At 59.6% G+C, this 20551-nt stretch carries 21 protein-coding genes and 1 tRNA gene; 14 read left to right on the top strand and 8 right to left on the bottom strand.

The window, feature by feature from the left end; genetic code table 11:
- The first annotated feature begins 61 nt into the window (after positions 1-61).
- Positions 62-1444, top strand: a complete 1383-nt coding sequence (gene rlmD, locus CWE17_RS04895) for a 23S rRNA (uracil(1939)-C(5))-methyltransferase RlmD (protein WP_131455267.1) — start codon at positions 62-64, stop codon at positions 1442-1444.
- On the opposite strand, the gene pheT is transcribed toward rlmD, so the two are convergent.
- Positions 1434-3881 (bottom strand): phenylalanine--tRNA ligase subunit beta, encoded by a 2448-nt coding sequence (gene pheT / locus CWE17_RS04890; RefSeq protein WP_131455266.1) that lies wholly within the window; start codon positions 3879-3881, stop codon positions 1434-1436. The two genes, rlmD and pheT, sit on opposite strands and share 11 nt — an antisense overlap.
- 128 nt (positions 3882-4009) lie before the next feature.
- Between pheT and rpmG the strand changes: the two genes are divergently transcribed.
- The 3 genes from rpmG to CWE17_RS04875 all read left to right on the top strand — a co-directional run bounded on the left by rpmG (position 4010) and on the right by CWE17_RS04875 (position 6507).
- Positions 4010-4204, top strand: a complete 195-nt coding sequence (rpmG, locus tag CWE17_RS04885) for a 50S ribosomal protein L33 (protein ID WP_007102505.1) — start codon at positions 4010-4012, stop codon at positions 4202-4204.
- 38 nt (positions 4205-4242) lie between these two features.
- On the top strand, positions 4243-4464 hold the full coding sequence (gene rpsR / locus CWE17_RS04880; RefSeq protein ID WP_006041316.1) for a 30S ribosomal protein S18: 222 nt from the start codon (positions 4243-4245) through the stop codon (positions 4462-4464).
- A 255-nt stretch (positions 4465-4719) separates the two neighbouring features.
- The gene (locus tag CWE17_RS04875) at positions 4720-6507 is read left to right on the top strand and encodes a ribonuclease catalytic domain-containing protein (RefSeq protein ID WP_240789249.1); all 1788 of its coding nucleotides are present in this window, start codon (positions 4720-4722) and stop codon (positions 6505-6507) included.
- Here the strand turns inward: CWE17_RS04875 and CWE17_RS04870 are convergent.
- Both CWE17_RS04870 and CWE17_RS04865 read right to left on the bottom strand, forming a co-directional pair.
- Positions 6500-8308 carry an FAD-dependent oxidoreductase gene (locus CWE17_RS04870; protein ID WP_131455265.1) on the bottom strand — a complete coding sequence of 603 codons (1809 nt, stop codon included), beginning with the start codon at positions 8306-8308 and terminating at the stop codon, positions 6500-6502. The two genes, CWE17_RS04875 and CWE17_RS04870, sit on opposite strands and share 8 nt — an antisense overlap.
- Complete coding sequence (locus CWE17_RS04865) at positions 8305-8952, bottom strand: Mo-dependent nitrogenase C-terminal domain-containing protein (RefSeq protein WP_131455264.1); 648 nt, start codon at positions 8950-8952, stop codon at positions 8305-8307. The genes CWE17_RS04870 and CWE17_RS04865 overlap by 4 nt, the downstream gene beginning before the upstream one ends.
- An 85-nt stretch (positions 8953-9037) precedes the next feature.
- Here CWE17_RS04865 and CWE17_RS04860 point away from each other — a divergent pair, with 85 nt between their 5' ends.
- Positions 9038-10582, top strand: coding sequence for a methionine--tRNA ligase (locus tag CWE17_RS04860; RefSeq protein ID WP_131455562.1), 1545 nt, complete (start codon positions 9038-9040; stop codon positions 10580-10582).
- A complete protein-coding gene (gene lptC / locus CWE17_RS04855) occupies positions 10582-11763 on the top strand; it encodes an LPS export ABC transporter periplasmic protein LptC (RefSeq protein ID WP_131455263.1) in 1182 nt (393 codons plus the stop codon). The genes CWE17_RS04860 and lptC overlap by 1 nt, the downstream gene beginning before the upstream one ends.
- Here the strand turns inward: lptC and CWE17_RS04850 are convergent.
- Positions 11696-12358 (bottom strand): cofactor assembly of complex C subunit B, encoded by a 663-nt coding sequence (locus CWE17_RS04850; RefSeq protein WP_131455262.1) that lies wholly within the window; start codon positions 12356-12358, stop codon positions 11696-11698. The genes lptC and CWE17_RS04850 overlap by 68 nt on opposite strands.
- Positions 12359-12426: 68 nt before the next feature.
- Between CWE17_RS04850 and CWE17_RS04845 the strand changes: the two genes are divergently transcribed.
- From CWE17_RS04845 to CWE17_RS04810, 8 genes are all read left to right on the top strand, one after another.
- Positions 12427-12834, top strand: coding sequence for a tellurite resistance TerB family protein (locus CWE17_RS04845; RefSeq protein WP_131455561.1), 408 nt, complete (start codon positions 12427-12429; stop codon positions 12832-12834).
- Between the two features lie 30 nt (positions 12835-12864).
- Complete coding sequence (gene psb32 / locus CWE17_RS04840; protein ID WP_131455261.1) at positions 12865-13536, top strand: photosystem II repair protein Psb32; 672 nt, start codon at positions 12865-12867, stop codon at positions 13534-13536.
- A gap of 12 nt (positions 13537-13548) precedes the next feature.
- The gene (gene pxcA, locus CWE17_RS04835) at positions 13549-14697 is read left to right on the top strand and encodes a proton extrusion protein PcxA (protein ID WP_131455260.1); all 1149 of its coding nucleotides are present in this window, start codon (positions 13549-13551) and stop codon (positions 14695-14697) included.
- Positions 14684-15232: a bifunctional adenosylcobinamide kinase/adenosylcobinamide-phosphate guanylyltransferase gene (gene cobU / locus CWE17_RS04830; protein ID WP_131455259.1), complete on the top strand. Its 549-nt coding sequence runs from the start codon at positions 14684-14686 to the stop codon at positions 15230-15232. The genes pxcA and cobU overlap by 14 nt, the downstream gene beginning before the upstream one ends.
- Positions 15229-15714: a tRNA (cytidine(34)-2'-O)-methyltransferase gene (locus CWE17_RS04825; RefSeq protein ID WP_131455258.1), complete on the top strand. Its 486-nt coding sequence runs from the start codon at positions 15229-15231 to the stop codon at positions 15712-15714. The genes cobU and CWE17_RS04825 overlap by 4 nt, the downstream gene beginning before the upstream one ends.
- A gap of 69 nt (positions 15715-15783) precedes the next feature.
- Positions 15784-16830: a peptidoglycan DD-metalloendopeptidase family protein gene (locus tag CWE17_RS04820; RefSeq protein WP_370318273.1), complete on the top strand. Its 1047-nt coding sequence runs from the start codon at positions 15784-15786 to the stop codon at positions 16828-16830.
- Between the two features lie 36 nt (positions 16831-16866).
- A tRNA-Met gene (locus tag CWE17_RS04815) sits at positions 16867-16940 on the top strand.
- A gap of 180 nt (positions 16941-17120) precedes the next feature.
- Positions 17121-18452 (top strand): hypothetical protein, encoded by a 1332-nt coding sequence (locus CWE17_RS04810; protein WP_131455256.1) that lies wholly within the window; start codon positions 17121-17123, stop codon positions 18450-18452.
- Here CWE17_RS04810 and CWE17_RS12490 read toward each other — a convergent pair.
- From CWE17_RS12490 to CWE17_RS04795, 4 genes are all read right to left on the bottom strand, one after another.
- Positions 18449-18559, bottom strand: a complete 111-nt coding sequence (locus CWE17_RS12490) for a DUF2811 domain-containing protein (RefSeq protein WP_370318272.1) — start codon at positions 18557-18559, stop codon at positions 18449-18451. The genes CWE17_RS04810 and CWE17_RS12490 overlap by 4 nt on opposite strands.
- Positions 18559-18681, bottom strand: coding sequence for a hypothetical protein (locus CWE17_RS12485; RefSeq protein WP_370318271.1), 123 nt, complete (start codon positions 18679-18681; stop codon positions 18559-18561). Before CWE17_RS12485 ends, CWE17_RS12490 begins: the two co-directional genes overlap by 1 nt.
- Positions 18682-18818: 137 nt before the next feature.
- Positions 18819-19133 (bottom strand): hypothetical protein, encoded by a 315-nt coding sequence (locus tag CWE17_RS04800; protein WP_240789248.1) that lies wholly within the window; start codon positions 19131-19133, stop codon positions 18819-18821.
- Positions 19134-19617: 484 nt separating this feature from the next.
- Positions 19618-20551: DMT family transporter (locus CWE17_RS04795; protein WP_131455255.1), on the bottom strand; the 934-nt coding region annotated here is incomplete at its 5' end.

Below are 20551 nucleotides of genomic sequence, written 5' to 3'. Positions count from 1 at the left end.
TGAGTTTAGTGCTCTCCGGCCGAGCAGCTGCGCTGATCGGCCCGGGTGTAACGCCTTTGCAATGGCCGAGATGGACCCCCGACCGGAACCGGGCCTCACCATCACCCTCAAGGGTGAGGATCTGACGCTCCAGGGTGAGGGCATCGCTCGCTGGCAAGGCTGGGTGATTGTGGTGCCCGACCTGTTGCCTGGGGAAGTGTCCCGGGTGCAACTGCAACAGCGTCGCCGATCCCAGTGGCGTGGACGTCGAATCGAGACGTTGCTTCCAGCAGAGGGAGCAAGACAGGCTCCTTGCATTCATGCAGACCGTTGTGGGGGATGCACGCTCCAACATCTCGACGATGAGAACCAGGCCCATTGGAAACGGGAACGTCTGATCCAGACCCTCCAGCGGATTGGTGGCATCAGCTCGCCAGTCGAGGAACTGCTGGCTCTGGAGGCCCAACCACTTGGCTACCGCAACCGCGCCCTGATCCCGCTTCAACGGGATGCGGAAGGGACATTGCGCATGGGGTACTACAGGCGCGGCAGTCACCGTCTGGTGAATCTGAATCGTTGCCCAGTTCTTGATCCAGGACTGGATTGTTTGCTCGACCCAATCAAGAAGGATCTCGATCAAACAGGTTGGGTGGCTGATGCCGATCTTCATCAGGGAGATGGTCTTCGCCATCTGGGCTTGAGGATCGGAACGCAATCGCGGGAGGTGCTGTTGACCTTGATCAGCAGCACATGGGAGCTTCCTGGTGTGGAACAACTGGCTGCCCAATGGATGGAGCGATGGCCGGAGATCAAGGGCGTGACGCTCAATCGGCAACCGCTGCGAAGCAATCGCGTGCTGGGAGATGAAACCCGCACCCTGGCTGGTCAGCCAACGATTCGGGAACGCTTTTGCGATCTCAACCTCACCCTGGCTACCACCACGTTTTTCCAGGTGAACACCATTCAGGCCGAACGGATCGTGATGGTGTTGCGCCAGTGGCTTCAACAGGTCGCGCCATCAACCCGGGTCATCGATGCCTACTGCGGCATCGGCACGATCGCGCTCCCATTAGCAGCCGCCGGCATGGACGTGCTGGGCCTAGAGCTCCACAAGGCTTCGATCGAGCAGGCCATCCATAACGCCAACGCCAACGGGTTAGAGAGCGCCCGTTTCAAGGCTGGAGATGTCAAACAGCTGCTTGCCGATGCCCTACCAAGCCACGAGGTGCTTGTTGTGGATCCACCTCGCAAGGGTCTGGATCCAGCTGTTGTTGAAACGATCGTGGCCGATCCACCTGCCTGGATGGCCTATCTCAGCTGTGACCCTGCGACCCTTGCTCGTGATCTGGCGTTGCTGGCGGGACCTGAAGGCCCCTACAAGATGGAGCGGCTCCAGCCAGTGGATTTCTTTCCACAGACCACGCATCTCGAATGCCTTGCACTGTTGAAGCGGATCAGCTCCTGAGCTCTGCTCCGAATTGCTTCACCAGCGCTTGCCTCACCTTGTCGTGAACAGGTTGTAACTGTTCATCGGTGAGGGTTGCATCCTTTCCGCGATAACGGATTCGGTAGGCCTGGCTGCATTGATCTGTAGAGAGCTGACCACCCTCAAAGCGATCGATCAGCTCAACGCTTTCCAGCAGTGGTTTTCCAGCCTTACGGATCGCCTGAATCAGATCGCCCGACCGCTGGTCACTCCTGACCACAACAGCCAGATCTCGTTCCATGGCTGGAACGGTGGGATAAGGCTTGAAGGCTGGAATCCAGCGATTGCTCCGCGTCGCAGCTTCGAGCAAGCGCGACAGATCGAGATCGAGAAGATAGGTGGCGTCCGGAAGGTCGTAGCGCTCGCAAAGCAAGGGGTGAAGTTGACCGAATGAACCCAACGGACGTCCCTCCAGGACTAATTGGGCACTGCGCCCGGGATGGAGACGCTCGTCGTCTCTGAAGGGGCGATCCTGCACATCAAGGTGGAAGCTCTCGAAGAGAGGGCTGAACAAACCACGGGCCTGGTAGTAGCTGAGGGGAATGGATTTGCCACTGCTAGACCAACGCTCGAGTCGCCTCTCCGCACAGATCACGGCATCAAGTCTCGACTTCTGGAGGATGCCAGCATCTCCATCGGCCGAGAACACATGGCCGATCTCGAAGAGCCAGCAGCCAGGTTGTGAAGCCTGGAGGTTGCGCTGACAGATGCGTAGATGCTCCTCCCAGAGGCTGGAACGGAGATGACTGGTCTCCGCCAGAAGGGGGTTGCTGATAGGGATTCGCACATCCTGGTCTGAGGGACCAGTCAGCGACAGGGTGGTCACCTCCTGCAATCCGGCAGCAGACAACAACTGACGCAAACGCCGCTCCGCGGTCTGGAGCGGACTGAGTCCTCCAGGACGCAGAGGATCAGGCAGATGAGAACAGAACCGATCGAAGCCCACCAGGCGGGCCACCTCCTCAATGAGATCAACCTCTCGGAGCAGATCACAACGACGGGAAGGAGGGACCGTCACCGTCCAACCATCGTCGGATGCAACAAGGCCACAACCGAGGGCGGTGAGACAGCGTTCGATAGCGTCATCCTCAAGGTCCTCAGGACCATCGGGGCCTTCAATCGGCCCGAGCAACTGATGCAGGGCATCGCGGCGCAAGGCAAGAGGCTCTGGCTCTTGGTGGGATGCAGCGCAAATCCTTGTAGAACCGGAACTGCCCCCGAGTTCCTGTTTGATCAACGTACAAGCCCTTTGGGCTGCAAGCAGGGTGACCTCACGAGGAAGGCCCTTCTCAAAACGGCTGGATGCTTCCGTCCGCAGCCCCACACTTCTGGCCGTATTGCGGACAGACGCTGCGGAGAACATCGCGGATTCCAGCCAAATCCTGGTCGTGGAGTCCGTGACCGAACTGGCCTCACTACCCAGCACCCCAGCGAGGGCAACGGGAATGTCGTGACAGGTCACCACCTGAGCTCTGGAATCCAGGGTCAATTCCCGGCCATCCAGCCCTTGAAAAACTTCTTGATCGCGAGCTTGGCGAAGCCCGAAGTCGCTGGCCTCAACCGCTTGCCCGCTGAGCCGTTCAAGGGCATCGGTATCAAAGGCATGCAGGGGCTGCCCCTGCTCAAGCATCACGAGGTTTGTGAGGTCAACCACCGCATTCACACTGTTCATGCCTGCCCTCTGAAGCCGCTGTTGCAACCAAGCCGGTGACGGGGCTCCAGCCTTGATGCCCTCGATTGGGGTCAGGGCGTAGACACCACCGCGATGCATCGCAGCGGTGCTGGGCGGATCGACAGCGAGCCCCTCGGTCTGCGCAGGGGGTGGCAGTGGAGGGAGGCTGAGTTTGGATCCAGTCAGTGCTGCAACCTCCCGGGCGATTCCAGCCATCGAAAGTCCATCCGGGCGGTTGGCCGTAATCGCCAGCTCAAGCACCACATCATCGAGGCCCAAAAGGGGCGCCACAGGCGTGCCAGGCGAGGGGATCACCGCGACCAGATCCTCGAGAATGGCAATGCCATCCACAGTGCTGGGCTGGCCTAGCTCCGTGAGCGAACAGATCATGCCCTGACTGGAGACACCGCGAAGCTCACCCGCCTTGATGGTCAGATTCACGGCTGGCAAAACGGCGCCGATTGTGGCCACCGGCACGTGAATCCCAGCACGCACATTGCCGGCACCACAAACGATCTGCAGGGGTTCCCCTGCACCGACATCGACCTTGCAGACACTCAGTTTGTCCGCATTGGGATGGCGGTCCTTCTCAAGGACATGGCCGACCACAACCCCTTGGGCCAAACGGGTGAGGTCCTCAATCTCCTCGACCTCGAACCCCGCCATGGACAGACGCTCTGCAAGAGCATCGGCGGGTTCATTCACCTGCACCAAATCCTGTAGCCAGGAAAGTGAAACCCGCATCGTCACGGCCGGAACGGTGAGTGATCCTACGAAGCACCACCACCGGGAGTGCTCAGAGGAGGAGGACAGTCCGACCTGTAAGCTTGTTGTTTGTCACTTCGCTTCGCAACTGCGGCGCAACGTCCTTTATGGCCAAGAACAAGGGCGTCCGGATCGTGATCACTCTCGAGTGCACCGAATGCCGGTCCAATCCCGCCAAGCGCTCTCCCGGTGTGTCCCGCTACACCACCGAGAAGAATCGCCGGAACACCACCGAACGGCTGGAGATCAAGAAGTTCTGTCCCCACTGCAACAAGTCGACTCCCCACAAGGAGATCAAGTGACCCTGCAGGTCTTCACCGTTCATCACCGTTCCTGATTCATGTCCAGCTCCTTCTTCAAGAAGCGTCTTTCTCCGATCAAGCCCGGCGATCCCATCGACTACAAAGATGTGGACCTGCTCAAGAAATTCATCACTGAGCGCGGCAAGATCCTTCCCCGTCGTCTCACCGGCCTCACCGCCAAGCAACAGCGAGACCTCACGAACGCCGTGAAACGTGCCCGCATCGTGGCGCTTCTGCCTTTTGTGAATCCAGAGGGTTGATCCCTGGCTGTTCCTGCCTGCCAACAGGGGGATCTGGTCGGAATTTCTGACCAGAAATCAGCTCAGTTGGCGGTTGTTCAATCCATTCAGGGCAGCAAAGTACGTCTTTCTGTTGGATTTGGCGGTAAGGAGCAGGTTGTTCCAGCCCGTCAGATTCAGATCCTTCACCCCCTGCCTAGCGGAGCATCAGCCCCGCCAAGGTTGGGGGTTTCTCCTTGGCAATTTGACGAGCAAAGCCTTGCCAACCACCGTCCCATGCGTCGCGAATGGGGCGAAACATGGGTCTTACTTCATGAATCCGGCGAGACGCTTGAGCTGAGCGAATTCGCGGGGTTGGTGTGCCCCGAAGACGGAGCCGCTCAGCGCGCAGCATGCTGGCTAGCTCTGCAATCGGATCAAGACCTGTTCCGCCTCAAACAGGAGGGAGTGGTCGCCCGCAGTCTCAGCGATGTTCGGATGAGACGGCGTGAGCGACAGCATCAAAGGCTGATCGAGCGGAGAGAGGAACGCTGGAGACAGCTGCTGAAACTCGCTCAACCCGTTGAATTGGCAACACTCGATCCCACGCATCAAAACTGGATCGCAGCGATCAAAGAACTTGCCTCCGGCAAACGCAGCCTCGACTCACTGGATCCAGACCTACAGGGATCGCTCCGACGCCTACGCCTTGGTGAAGATCGTGGCGACCTGCGCCATCTACTGGCGGCACTTGGCCAGTGGGACCGCCATCAGCTCATGAGTATGGACGGCACGAGCTGGTGCCAAGGATTCAGCCAAACGCTTCAAGAAGAAGCTCAACACCTGCTGGTCAGGCACGCTCAGCAACTGCCTGGCGATGCTGAACGCCTTGATCTCACCCACCAGCGCTGCGTCACGATCGACGATGACGACACCCGCGATATCGACGACGGCCTGGCGCTGGAGCGCAGATCCGATGGCAGGCTTCGGATCTGGATCCATGTAGCCGATCCCGGACGCCTGGTGGCACCTGATTCCCCCCTGGATCTGGAGGCACGACGACGGGGCAGCAGCCTTTATTTGGCCAGGGGCATCCTGCCGATGTTCCCTGAAATCCTCTCCACCGGTCCGTTCAGCTTGCTGGCCGGGCAACGCAATGCCGCTTGGAGCACCTGGGTAGAGCTGGATGACAGCGGTGAAATCGAGGCCTATGGCATCGAACGGAGCTGGGTAACCCCGCGCTATCGGCTCAGTTATGAGGATGCCGATGAGTTGATCGACTTTGCCCCGCCCGAAGAGGCCGATCTGGCGGAGCTGAACGACTTGCTCGAGCGACGCCGCCTATGGAGGGTCCGTCATGGAGCGCTGTTAATGGACCTGCCGGAGGGCAGGATCCGCTGTCGCAACGACGAGCAACCGAGCGTTGAAATCACCGAACCAAGTCCATCACGGCTGATGGTGGCTGAGGCCATGATCCTGGCCGGGGCGGTGGCGGCTCGTTTTGGCGTGGAGCACGACTTGGCCTTGCCCTTCCGCAGTCAGTTGCCGGCGGATCTTCCTTCACCTGCACAACTGGATGAGCTTCCCGACGGGGCGGTGCGCTTTGCGGCAATCAAGCGCTGCCTCAGTCGCGGTCTGATGGGCACCGCAGCAGCTCCCCACTTCAGCCTGGGTTTATCCGCCTATGCCCAAGCCACATCACCCATCCGCCGCTACGGAGATCTGGTGGTGCAACGTCAAATTCAGGCCCAACTGAGCGGCGAGGTACCCCTGAATCCAGATGCGCTGCAGGAGCTGCTCAACAGCTTCGATGGTGCAGTGCGTGAGGGGATCGCGATCTCCCGGGAAGATCAGCGTCACTGGCAACAGGTGTGGTTTGAAGCTCACAACAGCGAGCAGTGGCATGCCGATTTTCTGCGCTGGCTCCGCCCCCAGGATCGGCTCGGCCTGGTGCGAATCGAGGAGCTGGCCATGGACCTAGCGGCGGACTGTCCTGCGAACGCCGAGCCCGGTGAACCATTACTGCTGCGGGTTCAGCAGGTGGATTCCCTGCTCGATCAACTGAAGCTTGTGGCTTCTAGTTGACTCGCCCAGAGATGCGCAGCCAAGGACCCCAGGGATTAGGGCGACCGATCAGCTTGAGCGCCGTGGGGGTCTGCAGGCTTGACAGCCAATGGTGCATCCCAGGCTCAAGCGTGATGAGCGGCCAGATATGGCCATCCTCGGTCGTCAACGTCATGCACCCCCTGCCATCGCGGCTGAAAAGTCCAGCCCAAACACACTCCTGGGGGCTCGATGGAGGAAGAGACAGAGGAAGCGCATCGAGGTGATCCTGGCCTCCCCGAGACCAATCACAGTCCTCAGCGAGGGCCTGTTCCTGGCGTTCGCGCCATTGGGGGTGATGCCACGGAGTCGTCCATAGGGGGACAACTGCCGAAGGAGCCACTGGATCATCAAGCAACACCGTCTGGAGCTGACGGACAGACAACTCAACCGGTGGGAGCAACGAAGCGACAGACAGCGCCGCAGCAGCGCCTGCCGCCTGGCCCACATTGAGAACAAGGGGCTGCAGGCGCGTAGCTCCATTGGCCATGTGACTGGTGCTAATCGCCTTGTCAGCCGCCAGCAGATTATCGATCTCGGCACTGACCAGCGCACCGTAAGGAATGCAGAACGGTGTTCCCGTCCAGCGGCCGCCCCAGCGACAACTTTTTGGGGCCAACGGCCAATCCGGCCCGGGATAGTGATGGTCATTGGCGTAATTGCCCACAGCGATGGACTGCAGCGCACCGACTGCATCACGCGGTAAAGGAGCACACGATGCTCCCTCGCCAAGCGGCAGCAAGTCTTGCTCAATCACCATGGAGCGCCCCACCATGCGCCTCCCCTCACGCCAGTAGGGCATGGACGCAAGCCAGGGGGCCGGGCTGCCGGAGTCAGCAGGGAAGGCGTGGCCAAGCTGTAGCCAGCCGCCGCTGACCTCCTTCAGGGCTTCGGCAAAACGCAGGCTGTGGCCCTGCATTTCGGCATAGAGCTCCGCCTCCTGTTGTGGATCTCCGCCAAAGGCTCGATCCAGCCCCCAGTGCCAATCATTGCCATGCAGAGGCCAGTTGAGCATGACCAAGCCACCAGGCAGGCGCCCATAGGTGAGGGTGCGCTCCAGGCCAAAGGCCTCACAGGCGCGTTCGAACGATGCCGGCAGCTTTGGGCATCCGTCAGGATCGATGCCGCGGGCGGGATCCGCCTGCAGGTGCGCGTTCTGCAACTGGCCCATCACCACCCAGGTGGGGGATTGCACCGGTTGCTCTTGGAAAAAAGGCTCCGTTGCTAGCCGTTGGCGGCTTGGGGCACTCGGCTCACCCCATTGCTCCTGCGCCTCCCAGCCAAGGCGGAAAGGCGCCTCCGCCAAGGGGAGCAGATCCCCCCGATCGCTGCCATCGATCACCACGTGACAGCCCACCCGTCGTTGCTCTCCGTCGACGTCAACGCGCACCGCCGTGATCAAGGAGTGCTGGCGCTCGACCTCCAGCAAGCGGCAACGGGGCCACCAGAGAAGCTTGGGCTCAGCGGCCACCCAGTCCTGGAGGATCTGCTCCGCCGTGGTCGGGCGGTAGCCAAAGCAGCTCACCCAGTTGTGATCAAGCCCGTCCGGTTCACGACGCTCCAACTCCCGCAGAAAGGCACCCCATAGTCCCGTCTGCCAGGGGGTGAGCTCATTGCCATCGGGGCAGCACACCCCAGCAGCACTCACCATTCCCCCGAGCCAACTGCCTGGGGTCAGTAGAAGGGTGGAGGCACCGCCACGAGCGGACTGGATGGCAGCGGCCGCACCACCGGTGCCGCCCCCCCACACGAGCACGTCGAACGTATCGAGGGAGGCGCTCATGCCTGGGCGGAATCCTTGCGGCAGATGCGCAACTGCTGTTCTTGCGAAAGATGGCCGAGGCAGCGGAAGCGAAGTCCCACGAGTTGGTCGTAAAGAGGATTCAGTTTGCACATCGGCGGGATGTGCACCAGCTTGTGGCCGAATAGGACGATGTCGCGTTCAAACGGGCACTGAGAGGGGATCAGATTGACGATGAATCCGGCCACCCGCGGATCGGAAGGATCAAGTTCATCAAGCCAGTGCTTGAGCGGTTCCAAAGGATGCCAGTCGTCATCGCTGAGATGGTCGATGCAGGGTTGCAGGCCCGCCAGCGGCGCCTGATCACAGCCGAGCAACTCGGCCCAGTGCTGCAACAGATCGAGTTCTGCGCGGCTGAGATGGCCATCGGCAAGGGCTACCACCACGGCGGTGCGCAGGAACTGTTCCGCGACGGTGGGATCTGCCGCGAGAAGCCGCGCCAAATCAGCATCGTTCACCGGCCCCATCGCCTCCCAGTCGAGTGCCGATTCCGGCAGGGTTTCCGAGAGGTGCTCGGCGAGCATGCGCCGTTCTACGGCGTCAAAATCACCATCGGCCAGAGCCAGTTGGTGCAGGGCCGCGAGCCAGATCTGGAGTGAGGGATCAAGCTGCTCAGGAGAGGCCATGGGGAGAACCTTCGCAAAAGATGCGGCGAGGAGCGGTCGTTAGGATCCAGCGTCAAGCCTGAGGCCAGGAGTGACCGCCGAAGCGATGACCTACAGCCTCACAACTCCGCTTTATTACGTCAACGACAAGCCCCATCTCGGCAGCACTTACACGACGATTGCCTGTGATGCTCTAGCCCGTTATCAGCGCCTGGAAGGTCAAGAGGTGGTCTTCATCACCGGCGTTGACGAGCATGGCCAAAAGATTCAGCGAACGGCGAGCGAACAAGGAATCGCCCCCCAGGACCACTGTGATCGAATCACCGCCCGCTACCAGGAGGCCTGGCGGCAGTGGGGGATCAGTAACGATCGCTTTGTGCGCACGACGGCAGACCGTCATCGCCCCCTGGTTCAAGCGTTTTTCGCTCGCTGTGAGGCGGCCGGGGATATCCGTAGCGGCCGCCAGACCGGTTGGTATTGCGTGGGTTGCGAAGAATTCAAGGACGATCCTGCCAACGCCAAGGACCCCTGCTGTCCAACCCATCAGAAGCCACTGGAATGGCGCGATGAAGAAAATCTCTTTTTCTGCCTCTCCAATTTCCAGGAGAGGATCGAAAAGCTGATTCAGCAGCCAGAGTTCATCGCACCAGCCAGCCGCCGCAAAGAAATTCAGAATTTCGTGGCGGGAGGCCTTCGCGACTTTTCAATCTCCAGAGTCAATGTCTCCTGGGGACTACCGGTCCCCGGGCATGAGGGCCACACGTTCTACGTGTGGTTTGACGCTCTGCTTGGTTACCTCACCGCCCTGCTCGACGATGGTGGCGCCATTGACCTGGAACGCCTGGAGAGCGTGGGTTGGCCTGCAGACGTTCAAGTGATTGGCAAGGACATTCTTCGCTTTCACGCCGTGTATTGGCCGGCCATGCTGATGTCGGCGGGCCTGCCGGTTCCCAAACGCGTGTTCGGCCACGGTTTTCTGACGCGAGAAGGCCAGAAAATGGGCAAGTCACTGGGGAACGTGCTGGATCCCGATGTGCTGCTGGAACGCTGCGGTAGTGATGCCGTGCGTTGGTACCTGCTTCGCGACATTCAATTCGGTGAAGACGGAGATTTCCAGCAACAGCGATTCAGTGACTTGGTAAATAACGATCTCGCTAACACGATCGGTAATCTGCTGAATCGCACCGCATCAATGGCCCGTAAGTGGTTCAGCGATGCCGTACCACCGATCGAGCCGGAGGCCCTCGCGGACCATCCCCTCAAAGCCCAAGCGGAGACGGTGATTCAGACCGTGCATCAATCCATGCCTGAGCTTCGCTTTCAGGAAGCGTGCGAAGCCATTCTCGGATTGGCCATCAGCGCTAATGGCTTCCTGAATGAACAGGCTCCTTGGAGTCGAATGAAACAACCAGGGCAGGAAACCATCGTGGGGGCCGATCTGTATGCCGTTCTCGAGTGCAGTCGGCTCGTCGGCCTCCTCCTCTCACCCCTCGTTCCAGACCTCAGCGCCAGGATTCTTGCCCAACTGGGCTTCGATGCCCCTCCAACACGCTGGAAGAGCGAGCTGATCTGGGGCAAGCTGCGCTGCGGATCCGCTCTCCCTCAACCGCAACCGGTCATGGCCCGACTCGAACTGGACGGACCACTCTGATGAGACCAACACCGGGTCTTCGGCTGGCTGGAGGGATCGTTCTGATCTCTGTCGTGCTGTGCGGCTGTGAATCCACCGATGACAGCGCAGCTCCTGCCGCGCCTCCGTTTGTATTCCGTTCGCTGGAACTGCGGCAGAAAAAAGCAGATGGTTCAAGGGACTGGGACCTAAACAGTCCGGAAGCTCGCTACGAATTCAGTCGCCGACTTGTGCGAGCCCGAAATCCCTCAGGCTTGCTTTACAACAAGAACAAACCGACCTTCACGATCAAAGCTCAGACCGCAGTTGTCTTCAACGATGGCCAAGAGGTCTTGCTGGAAGGGGATGTGCAACTTCAACAGCTCACGGGCCAAAAGGTGTTGATCCGTGGAGATCGCCTCCGCTGGACCCCCGGGCGCTCCCTGCTGGTGATCGACCAGCGCCCCCAGGCCGATGACCAGAGCAATCGACTCCGTGCCAGCAGTGCTCAGCTACAACAAGACAGCCAAGATCTCACCCTCATGGGTGTCGTGCAGCTCGAGCAGTGGGGCCAAGCGAGGAAGCCCGGCGTCAATCCCAACAGCGTGCTCCGCACCCAAAAAGCGATCTGGAATCTCGGTGATGGTGCACTGCAAGCCCAGGGTCCTGTTCTTGGCCAGCGACGCGAGAAGCAAGACACTCTTCAACAACTCCAAGCCAGCCGATTGTCGGGCAATACCAAGGAGGGATTGATCGATCTGATCGAACCAGTGCGGGTGCAGTTTCCGAAACGCAAAGGCCTTTTGAACGCCCTCACAACCCGATGGAACTTCAAGAAGGAGACCCTGAGCAGCGAAAGCCCCTTCGACGGTCGCCTCGACCGATCCAATATCGAAGGTCGTGGTTTCCTTGTCGACCTGAAAAAAAGCACGGTGAAGGTCAGTCAGGACTGCAGACTTCAGCAACCCGGCGAGCAACTCGAAGCCGATCACTGTGAATGGAACTGGAGTAACGATGCTGTTCTGGCCAAGGGGAACGTTGTGCTCCGCAGAAAGAGCAACAACCAAGTCACCCGCAGCCAGGTTCTCAGAGGCAAAGTGGGTCGGAAAGGCACCGTTATCTTCTCTGCACCGGGAGACAAAGTCCGTTCAGAACTCAGCCTGGATGAGGGTCGCTCTCGGTCAACAGAGAAGACTCGCCAGCCTGCACCAGTGTCATTCTGAGCCGCTCACACCATCCACTGAACCAACGCTCATCGGAACGGCTGAAGCAGCGCTCTGACCAGCCTCCAAGCACCACCCAGCCTCTGGCTTCAAGAGGCTGAACCATCACAGCCGGTAGATCGGGAAGCACAGAATCGAATTCCGTGCGCCCTGGGTACAAGGCGGTTTTCACAAGAGAAATCAACTGGCCCTGCTCCGTGGAGCGGTCACAGATCGTGCCTGGCTTAAACGGGGTGCTGCAGATCAATCCACGTCTCATCAGCACCTTCCCATCCCAGTAGACAAGAATCGTGGCTGCTGATGTGGCGGTGAGGAGCAGTTGGCTCCCCCAGGCCAACTCCAGGCGAACTGGATCCGGCAGCCCATCCACAAGACAGAAGGACTGATCCCCTTCAAGAGCAACTGCCTCAGGAGCTTTAGGCACCGCTCTGGTCCAGAGGACCGCCACAAGCATGAGACCTACACCTGCCAATCCCGCCAGCACCTCAGCCCGCTCAAGGCTCGGCTGAATGGACGGCGCAGTCGTTGCATTAACAGCAGCCATCAGAAGCACCAACAGTCCGGCAGAAAGGCTGATTCGGGCGGCTGGTGGCATGGGTGGTGTCGTGGCTGCTGTCAGATCGCTGCACTCTTGCTCAAATGGGGCAGATCACACCAGCGGTAATGACCGAGGCCGAAGCGTTTGCTGCCGTCGCTCTTGGAGCTGTGGCTTGTGACGGTGTGCTGGGAAGAGACGAGGCGCACGCCCTGCGTCGCCATCTTGAACATCGAACGCCTTATAAAAACAACAGCGAATCCGAGATGGCTGGCCTCTTTGACGGGCTTTTGGCTGTGTTGCGCGAGCAAGGCCTCGAACAGCTTGTCGATCAGGCGTTGCCCCAATTGAATCTGGAGCAACAGGAAACCGCCCTGGCCCTGGCCACGCAATTGGTCCATGCCGACCGCTCTGTCGATCCAGCAGAAACCGCCTTTCTCGAGACCCTGACTCGCAAAGTGGACATACCCGATTCGCGCGCCAATGGCATTGTTGAGGCGATCATGGCCCTGAATCGCGACAGCCTGCTCTCCTAACGGCAGACTGCCCCCATCTGGCACCAACGCATGCTGAGGATCTCGAAGCTCCTAGCCGTTCTTTCGGCTACCTGCCTGTCCTTGTGGCTGCTCGTCCCGGCGGCCCTGGCTGTTGCACCCGTTGATTTCCCATCGGTCCGCCCCTCAGATCCGGTCCTTGACGGAGCAGAGGTGTTGAGCCGATCGAGCCGAACAGAGCTGAATGCCAGGCTCCAAGAGCTCGATCAACAGCGTCTCGATGCCCGTCTGATCACTGTGCGCCGCCTTGACTACGGTCTCACCCTGAACTCCTTCGGTGAGCAGCTCCTCGAACGCTGGAGTGGCCCAGCAGGCGAAGCCCCTCTTCTGCTGATGTTGATCGAAGCCCAGAACAAACAGGCCGCTGTGGTGGCGGACTCTGCACTCTCCAGCAGGCTTCCTGCGGAGCTGCTGCGTAGCACCGGACGCACCACCATGAGTCAGCCGCTGCGGGATGGTGACCGCTATCGGCAAGCCAGTCTGGATGGCATCGATCGCCTTGACGTGGTCCTCAACGGTGGCGAAGACCCAGGCCCACCGGTTGAAGTGGAACGGACAACTCTGCCGACCAACATTCCGACAAAGGAAGAAACCGAAGAAAGCAATGCTTTCACTTGGGTGATTGTCTTGCTGGTGGTGGGAACCATCGTGCCGATGGCCACCTGGTGGGTTTTCTCTCGCTGAACAACGCAAACCATGGCGATGCGCAACTGGATCAGCACATTCGGTCAGGCCAATGCCCGCGACCTCAATAGTGATCTGGACAGGGGCTACGAGGCAGCCCTGCTGATCCAGAGCCTTGAACTGGAGTACTACGGTGATCGCCCCATACGAACTGAGCTTGAGCTCTCCGTACCACGCTCGGTGCAGGCAACCATCCTGCGAAAGTTCAAAGCAGCTCTGAATGTCTGTCGCACAACGCTCGACAGCCTCGAATCACAGAGGGGCCAGCTGGACATGCAAGAACTGCGCCAGCTTCAGCTGATTGAAAGTGTTGTTAATCGGTACACCCCCAGGCGCACGGCTTCAGCTCCAACGATGAGTCGGGCTCCCGATCCGCTGCCGAGGTCATTACTTGGCGTGGTTGACACCGTAAGACGTCAACTGGATCCCACAGCTGAAGCAACTTTGGTGGCAGGATTCCGCCGAAGGAGGGATTCGACGCTGATCTCCCTCAAGGTGCTGTTGTTACTGATCCTGGTGCCTTTGCTGATTCAACAGGTCAGTCGGACATACATCATTAGCCCGATGGTGGACCGTTATGCCCCAGACTTGCCTTTTCTCAGCTACCCAAAACCCCAACTTGAGGAACAAGCAGTTGAGAAACTGAGGGTTTATAAAGCAGAGATTGAGTTTGATGCACTGTTACGAGGCAAAGCAATTCCAAGCCAGGAAGAATTACAACAGGCGCTTGCGGTAAAAGCCGAGGAACTAAAGGATGAAGCCGATTCTGAGAGCACCCATGCCGTTAAAAATGTTCTATCTGATCTAGCTGCTCTGATCGCATTCGTCGTCGTTTGCGTAGTGAGCAGAGAAGAGCTCAGAGTTCTGCGAGGTTTCTTTGATGAAGCCGTTTATGGCCTCAGCGACTCAGCCAAAGCGTTTGCAATCATCCTGTTCACAGATATCTTTGTCGGATTTCACAGCCCCGAAGGATGGACAGTGCTACTCGATGGAATTGCCAATCATTTCGGATTCCCAGCACGAGATAATTTCATCCTCCTCTTTATCGCCACCTTCCCTGTGATTCTTGCGACCATCTTTAAATATTGGATTTTCCGATACCTCAACCGCGTCAGTCCCTCCTCTGTGGCGACCCTGCGGGGAATGAATGGTGGTGGCTGAACCAAATCATCTTGTGCTGGTCAGCGGGCCATCTCGGGGCGGGAAAAGCCGCTGGGCAGAACACCTGATCAGCCAGGAACCATCGGTGACCTATCTCGCCACATCCGAAAGCAGACCCAACGATCACTCCTGGCAACAACGGATCGTCATTCACCGGCAACGCAGACCAGAGCACTGGAGGCTGGTCGAGTGCGGCGCTGATCTTGCATCAGTCCTCAATCAGACCGACCCAGAACAGTCGCTCCTCATCGACTCCCTGGGTGGATTTGTCGCCTCAAACCTTGAGTCAACCGATCAAGAATGGACCGCCCTTTGTGAGTCGCTGTGCAACAGCCTGCAGCAGCGCAGTCGCCCCGTGGTGATCGTCATTGAGGAGACCGGTTGGGGAGTGGTTCCTGCCACTGCGGTAGGAGGCTTGTTCCGGGATCGTCTTGGCTGGCTTGCCCAGGAGCTGGAGCGTCGATCCAGGCAAAGCTGGCTCGTGGTGCAAGGGCGTGCCTTGGATCTCCATCGCTTTGGGGTGAAGGTTCCATGAACGGCGCCGAACCTAAGCCCCCATTGCAAGTGGCTCTATTTGAACCCCAGATTCCACCGAATACCGGCAATATCGCCCGCACGTGTGCAGCGTTTCAGCTCCCGCTCGCCTTGATCGAACCACTCGGCTTCAGCCTGGAGGATCGATACCTCAAGCGTGCAGGGCTTGATTACTGGCCCCACGTGCAGCTCAGCATCTACCCGAATCTCGCTGCATTCCTGAGGTCGCTACCAATGGATGGGCACCGCTTAATTGGTTGCAGTCGCCACGGCGGCAGGACCTTGCCTGAGATGCACTTCCAGAGGGGAGACATCCTGCTGTTTGGTCGCGAGGATTCCGGGCTGCCCGGGGCAATCCGAGATCAATGTCATGAAATCTGCACGATTCCAATGCCGGGCGGTGAACAGGTGAGAAGCCTCAACCTTTCAGTCGCTGCAGCACTTGTGAGCTTTCATGCTGGACTTCAGCTGGGGCTGTGGTGATTCACAGGCTGATCTACGCACCCTTGCCGAGGACTGTTCCAGCCGTTACCTTCAGCCGGACTCCGGGTCGTGGCGGCTTCTCCGGGGGTGTCCTTGCTTGCATTCTGTATGAAGCCCCTGCTGGCTCTCACCACAGCTTCAGCGCTTCCGGTGATCGGCCTTGTGGTTCTGGGTCATCAGCCTGGCTTCGCTGACAGTGATCGCGCCAGTTCGGACCAACAACTCCTGCTTGCAGCTCTGCCGGCAGTTCAAAGCCATTTTTGGATCCAGACCAAATCCGAGATCAGCCTCGAGGCTCTTGCCGCTGAAGTCGGGCTACCTGCCCAAACCCTTGCACAGCTGAATGAAAAAGGGATCGAGAGCTCATTCGGTCTTGGTCAGTGGCTGATGCTCCCGAACCGTGTGGAAGCTCAGCTCAACAACAGCACTGCCCTCGATCGCTTTTCCGTACGACGTACGGCTCCACTCACCGCCCCGCCTGCCGCGGTGGCTGAGATCAAAGTGCGTGATGGGGAATCGTTTGCCTCGATCGCTCGAAAACATGGGCTGACGACCACCGAACTACGCAAACTCAATCCTGGTCTCGACCTTGCGCGTCTTGTCGTCGGATCACAGATTCGCGTGGCAGAAGCAGCACCTCGCCAGCTGTTAGCGATCCGTCCCAGTGTTTCCGGTGGCGCGAGCTGGCCGGAACTTCCCGGACTGCCGGGTGCGGACCGCAAGCCCATGGCTAAGCAGTCCTTCATTTGGCCCACCAAAGGAGTCTTTACCTCCGGCTATGGATGGCGCTGGGGCCGCATGCACAAAGGAATCGATATCGCCAACAATGTGGGCACTCCGATTCAGGCTGCCAAAGACGGTGTCGTGGTGTTTTCAGGATGGAGCAGTGGGTACGGCTACCTCGTTGAGCTCTCCCACGGAGATGGCACATCGACGCGCTACGCCCACAACAGTCGTTTAATCGTGCGCAAGGGGCAAGTCATTCCTCAGGGCGCCACCATCTCGCTCATGGGAAGCACAGGGAGGAGTACCGGCCCTCACCTGCATTTCGAGATTCGCCAACCGGGAGGAGCGGCTTCAGATCCCATGGCTTTCCTACCGTCTCGTCGCGCCTGAGCGCAACCAGTGATCGTTTAAAGTATCGGCTGACACGGCTCGGTAGCTCAGCTGGTTAGAGCGTGGGATTCATAACCCCAAGGTCGGGAGTTCAAGTCTCCCCCGAGCCATCGCTTATTGCCTCGCTTCGGCGGGGCTTTTTGCTGTCTGGGACTGGGTTTTCAGGGATTCCACAGCCGGGACCATTCTGAGCCACTTGTGACGACTTGGGGCTGCTTGTAGCCAAAACGTGCTGACTACTCAGCACGTTTCTGGGGAACACTCACAGGGTCCTGCGGCGCACCCGAGCCATGAGTGAGACCGGTTTGCAACCTGCCCCCTTCTGGGAACAGTGCGTCCATGAGCTGAAGATCCGCCACTCGCGCTTCCGGCTGCGTAGGCATGCAGCCAGCCCATACATCTACGTACGCGAGATGGAAGGCGGTCGTAAGGTCAACGAGTTCTCGCTCAAGCCGAAGCGCTGGTGCAGTCGAGACGACATCGAGGAAGCACGCGACCTATGCATCCAGGGCCATCGGCAAGGCAGCTGGCCGACGCCACAGAGCCACCGAACTGTTTCCAGCGGGCCTGACTGGTCCGAGCTGGCGGAGGCCTGCATTGCCGATATCAAGCTTCGGATCTGCAAAGAGGGCAGCCGGGCCCACTCCATCAATGATCTGCGCAAGCGGATTGCCCAGTTCAGAGGCCCCGTCGAAGCCAGGCGACTTCAGGCCTGGGTGCTGGAACACGACCCACGCCTCCAGCTCAAGAGCTTCAACCGTCGAATCGAGACGCTCTCCCAGATTCATCGCAGTGGGCAGATGGACCTGACGGCCGAGCTGCAACGCCTCAGAGACATGCGACCCAAAGGGGCCGCGGAGAAGATCCGCAAGGCGTCCTCAATGCGGGTTCGGGTCATTCCGACTGATGAGGACCTCCAGCACTGGCTGGACCGCCTGGAGCCATTTCACCAATGGGTGTTCGGCTGTATCGCCACCTACGGCCTCCGTCCCCACGAGCTCTGGCACGCCGAGGGCATCGATAGCCAGGGATGGATCAGCATTCCCGGCGACATGAAGACGAAGACCGGCGAGCATTTCGCGCCGGCAGTCCCGGAGGCCTGGGTGGAGCGCTACGGCCTAAGGGAGAACTGGGAGCACGTCCACGGCCAGCTCAATGCGCGCTGGACGGTGCGCTTTGCCGAGGTCTCCGGCGTGAAAATCGCCGTGAACAATGTGGCCGTCTCCAACTCCCTCTACAAGGAATTCCAGCGGAAGGGTCTGCAGAAGCTTTGGGCCCCGATCGCGGACGGAGAAGGGATGGATTGGGTTCGGCCGTATGACCTGCGTCACGCCTACGCCATTCGCTGTGCCACCTCGGTCGAGACAGCGGAGGCTTTTGACGACGACATGGCCACCTGGATGGGCCATGGCGTGGATGTGCATCGCCGCATCTATCTCCGCTGGCTGAGCTCCAGTCGGCGTAAGGAAGCGCTGCAGCGACGCAGAGGTCAGGGGGTGGCGGTGAACGCGATCCAGTCCCACACCGCACCAGTGGCGCTACCGGATGACATCACACCGGATCTTCTGGAGATGGCCCGCAAGCTGAAAGCGGCGGGTCTGGTATCGACCTCAGCGGGCTAACGGGTGACTTCATCTGGCTTGCGGAAGAGCCCGTCGAGGTAGTGACGCACGACCGGGTTCTCTTGGCAGCCCTGCTGAAAGAGGAATCCGGAAACGGCCGATTGCATCAGCCGGTATTGATCACATGGGGGTGGCGCTCAATGAAAGAAACCATCGCGTCGAAGAGATCGGCCGGCATTTGGTTTTCCACACTGATGTGTGGTGCCATTGCATCAGGAACCTCAGCCAACCACCACCTCAGAACAAGCACCGACCCATCAGCGCACGGAGACCAGCCAAACGTCAAAAGAAAGGAATTGCGATCACAGCGAGATTGGACGCGAATGGACCTTGACGCGCGCGGGGCAGAGGCAGTCAAGACGAGGTCTAGATTTCCTCCTCCCACAGCCCCATCCGCGTCAGCCAGGCCTCCGATTGCTCAAAATTCCAGCCGTGATCGGCCTCCAGTACATCGGCGATGGCGACCATCAGGTCAAAGGCATGGCCGTCGTAGCCGCCGCAGCGCAGTGCCTTGAGCTGCAAGCTCTGACCCAATTGCAGTAGGTCCAGCTCAGCGAGCCAGTCACCCTGCTCGAAGGCCTCGAGGGTGTGCTGACAAGGCGCCGAGGCCTGGGGGAGATGGGGGGTGACCAGGGGCAGTAGAGCCCTGGCACCAAGAACGAGACGCTTGAAAAAGTCCATGCGGGACGAGGAAACAACCCAGAAGGGTTCCGTCCGCAATCCACTGTCCAACCCTCAACTCTTGTGCACCAGCGACCGCGAGGCAATGGGTGCTTACTCGGATTGCAGATGCCCGCAGGGTCAGTGAATCTGGAGAGACCAACACAAGGAGGAGCCACCGATGGCTGACACTCCGCCTCAGCATCAATAGAAGCCACGCTGACCTACGGCCCCTGCTCCAACAGTCTTCACCCAACCGTGGGCGGGTCGTTCAGCCGGGCATGTCGAGGAAGGGCATCAAAAGCCGCCTCACTCTGTACGCCTGACTGATCGACACTCCGTTTGCGCCGCCACAGGTGCCCCAGGAGATCAAAGCAACCCACACCTGGAACGTTCGGCCCCAGGTGCCAACGCCAGCAGCTTCGACCGATCATTGCCATTGGAATGGTGATTCACCCTTGACCCTCGGGCATTGCTCGGGGGTTTCTGGTGGCATGGTGCTTGTTCAATGTGGATGCCTGTGGTGAACATCGCTCACATGCGGGTGTGCATGGGCGGTTTGGGAATGCTCGTGTTCATGGGCATGCCAGAAGGGGTGATCGGTGTCCATCCCCTCGAGCTCCTGCGGGCTGTGCTCGTGCTCGTGGTGGAGATCGCCTGCTGCTAGGTCATGGCAGTGGCGATGGTCGTGGCGCAGCGCATGATGCTGATGCCAGTGGCTGTGTTCTTCCCTCAGCAATAGAACGACGCCTGACCCCATCAATCCGGCGGCAACACTCAGGTTCAGCGTGAAGGAATCACGCAGCACCACAAGCGCAAACAAGGCGCCCACAAAAGGCGCTGTGGAAAAGATCACGGCTTCCCGCGCTGCACCCAGATCCCGCAACGCCAGGAGATCCAGCCAGATCGAAAGGCCGTAGCCCAGTGCACCGACAAGCAGCAAGGCCGCGCAGACGGTGGCAGGTGGAAAGGGATGCCCCAGGACCCAGGCAAGAACGAGCATGGGCAGCGATGCACCCAGTGCCTTGACGGTGGCAATCTGAATCGGATCGCGCAGACTCAGGCGTTGGCTGAGGTTGTTGTCGATCCCCCAGGCCAGGGTCGCCAGAGCGATCAGGGCAGCTCCGGTGGCATTGACACCGCCGAGTGATCCATCCGAAAGAACGATGGCCCCAGCGATGGTGAGCGCTGCTGCCGCAGCGCCGCGTTTGCCGAGATGTTCACGCCCCACCAGAACAGCGATGGCCAGGGTGAAGACGGTCTCAAGGTTGAGCAACAGTGAACTCGATGCGGCTGGTAACCGCGCCAGGCCGTGAACCAGGGCAACGGGCCCGACGATCCCGCCCAGAAGGATCAACCCAGCCAAGGCAGACGCATCACGCCGTTGGAGGGGGCTTTCATCCTGGGTTCGGCCTTTCATCAGCCGAACAATCGCCAGA

The organism is Synechococcus sp. BS56D (assembly GCF_004332405.1).
Lineage (GTDB): Bacteria > Cyanobacteriota > Cyanobacteriia > PCC-6307 > Cyanobiaceae > Synechococcus_C.
The sequence above is the reverse complement of the archived record's forward strand: the minus strand, read 5'-3'. Positions and strand labels throughout refer to the sequence as shown.

What these genes read in the sequence shown, in the direction of transcription:
- pheT (WP_131455266.1), bottom strand. Translation starts at nt 3,881, where the DNA reads ATGCGGGTTTCACTTTCCTGGCTACAGGATTTGGTGCAGGTGAATGAA.
- CWE17_RS04870 (WP_131455265.1), bottom strand. Translation starts at nt 8,308, where the DNA reads ATGAGCGCCTCCCTCGATACGTTCGACGTGCTCGTGTGGGGGGGCGGC.
- CWE17_RS12490 (WP_370318272.1), bottom strand. Translation starts at nt 18,559, where the DNA reads ATGCAATCGGCCGTTTCCGGATTCCTCTTTCAGCAGGGCTGCCAAGAG.
- CWE17_RS04860 (WP_131455562.1), top strand. Translation starts at nt 9,038, where the DNA reads ATGACCTACAGCCTCACAACTCCGCTTTATTACGTCAACGACAAGCCC.
- rpmG (WP_007102505.1), top strand. Translation starts at nt 4,010, where the DNA reads ATGGCCAAGAACAAGGGCGTCCGGATCGTGATCACTCTCGAGTGCACC.
- CWE17_RS04865 (WP_131455264.1), bottom strand. Translation starts at nt 8,952, where the DNA reads ATGGCCTCTCCTGAGCAGCTTGATCCCTCACTCCAGATCTGGCTCGCG.
- lptC (WP_131455263.1), top strand. Translation starts at nt 10,582, where the DNA reads ATGAGACCAACACCGGGTCTTCGGCTGGCTGGAGGGATCGTTCTGATC.
- cobU (WP_131455259.1), top strand. Translation starts at nt 14,684, where the DNA reads ATGGTGGTGGCTGAACCAAATCATCTTGTGCTGGTCAGCGGGCCATCT.
- rpsR (WP_006041316.1), top strand. Translation starts at nt 4,243, where the DNA reads ATGTCCAGCTCCTTCTTCAAGAAGCGTCTTTCTCCGATCAAGCCCGGC.
- pxcA (WP_131455260.1), top strand. Translation starts at nt 13,549, where the DNA reads ATGGCGATGCGCAACTGGATCAGCACATTCGGTCAGGCCAATGCCCGC.
- CWE17_RS04800 (WP_240789248.1), bottom strand. Translation starts at nt 19,133, where the DNA reads ATGGACTTTTTCAAGCGTCTCGTTCTTGGTGCCAGGGCTCTACTGCCC.
- CWE17_RS04875 (WP_240789249.1), top strand. Translation starts at nt 4,720, where the DNA reads ATGCGTCGCGAATGGGGCGAAACATGGGTCTTACTTCATGAATCCGGC.
- CWE17_RS04850 (WP_131455262.1), bottom strand. Translation starts at nt 12,358, where the DNA reads ATGCCACCAGCCGCCCGAATCAGCCTTTCTGCCGGACTGTTGGTGCTT.
- rlmD (WP_131455267.1), top strand. Translation starts at nt 62, where the DNA reads ATGGCCGAGATGGACCCCCGACCGGAACCGGGCCTCACCATCACCCTC.
- psb32 (WP_131455261.1), top strand. Translation starts at nt 12,865, where the DNA reads ATGCTGAGGATCTCGAAGCTCCTAGCCGTTCTTTCGGCTACCTGCCTG.
- CWE17_RS04845 (WP_131455561.1), top strand. Translation starts at nt 12,427, where the DNA reads ATGACCGAGGCCGAAGCGTTTGCTGCCGTCGCTCTTGGAGCTGTGGCT.
- CWE17_RS04810 (WP_131455256.1), top strand. Translation starts at nt 17,121, where the DNA reads ATGAGTGAGACCGGTTTGCAACCTGCCCCCTTCTGGGAACAGTGCGTC.
- CWE17_RS04825 (WP_131455258.1), top strand. Translation starts at nt 15,229, where the DNA reads ATGAACGGCGCCGAACCTAAGCCCCCATTGCAAGTGGCTCTATTTGAA.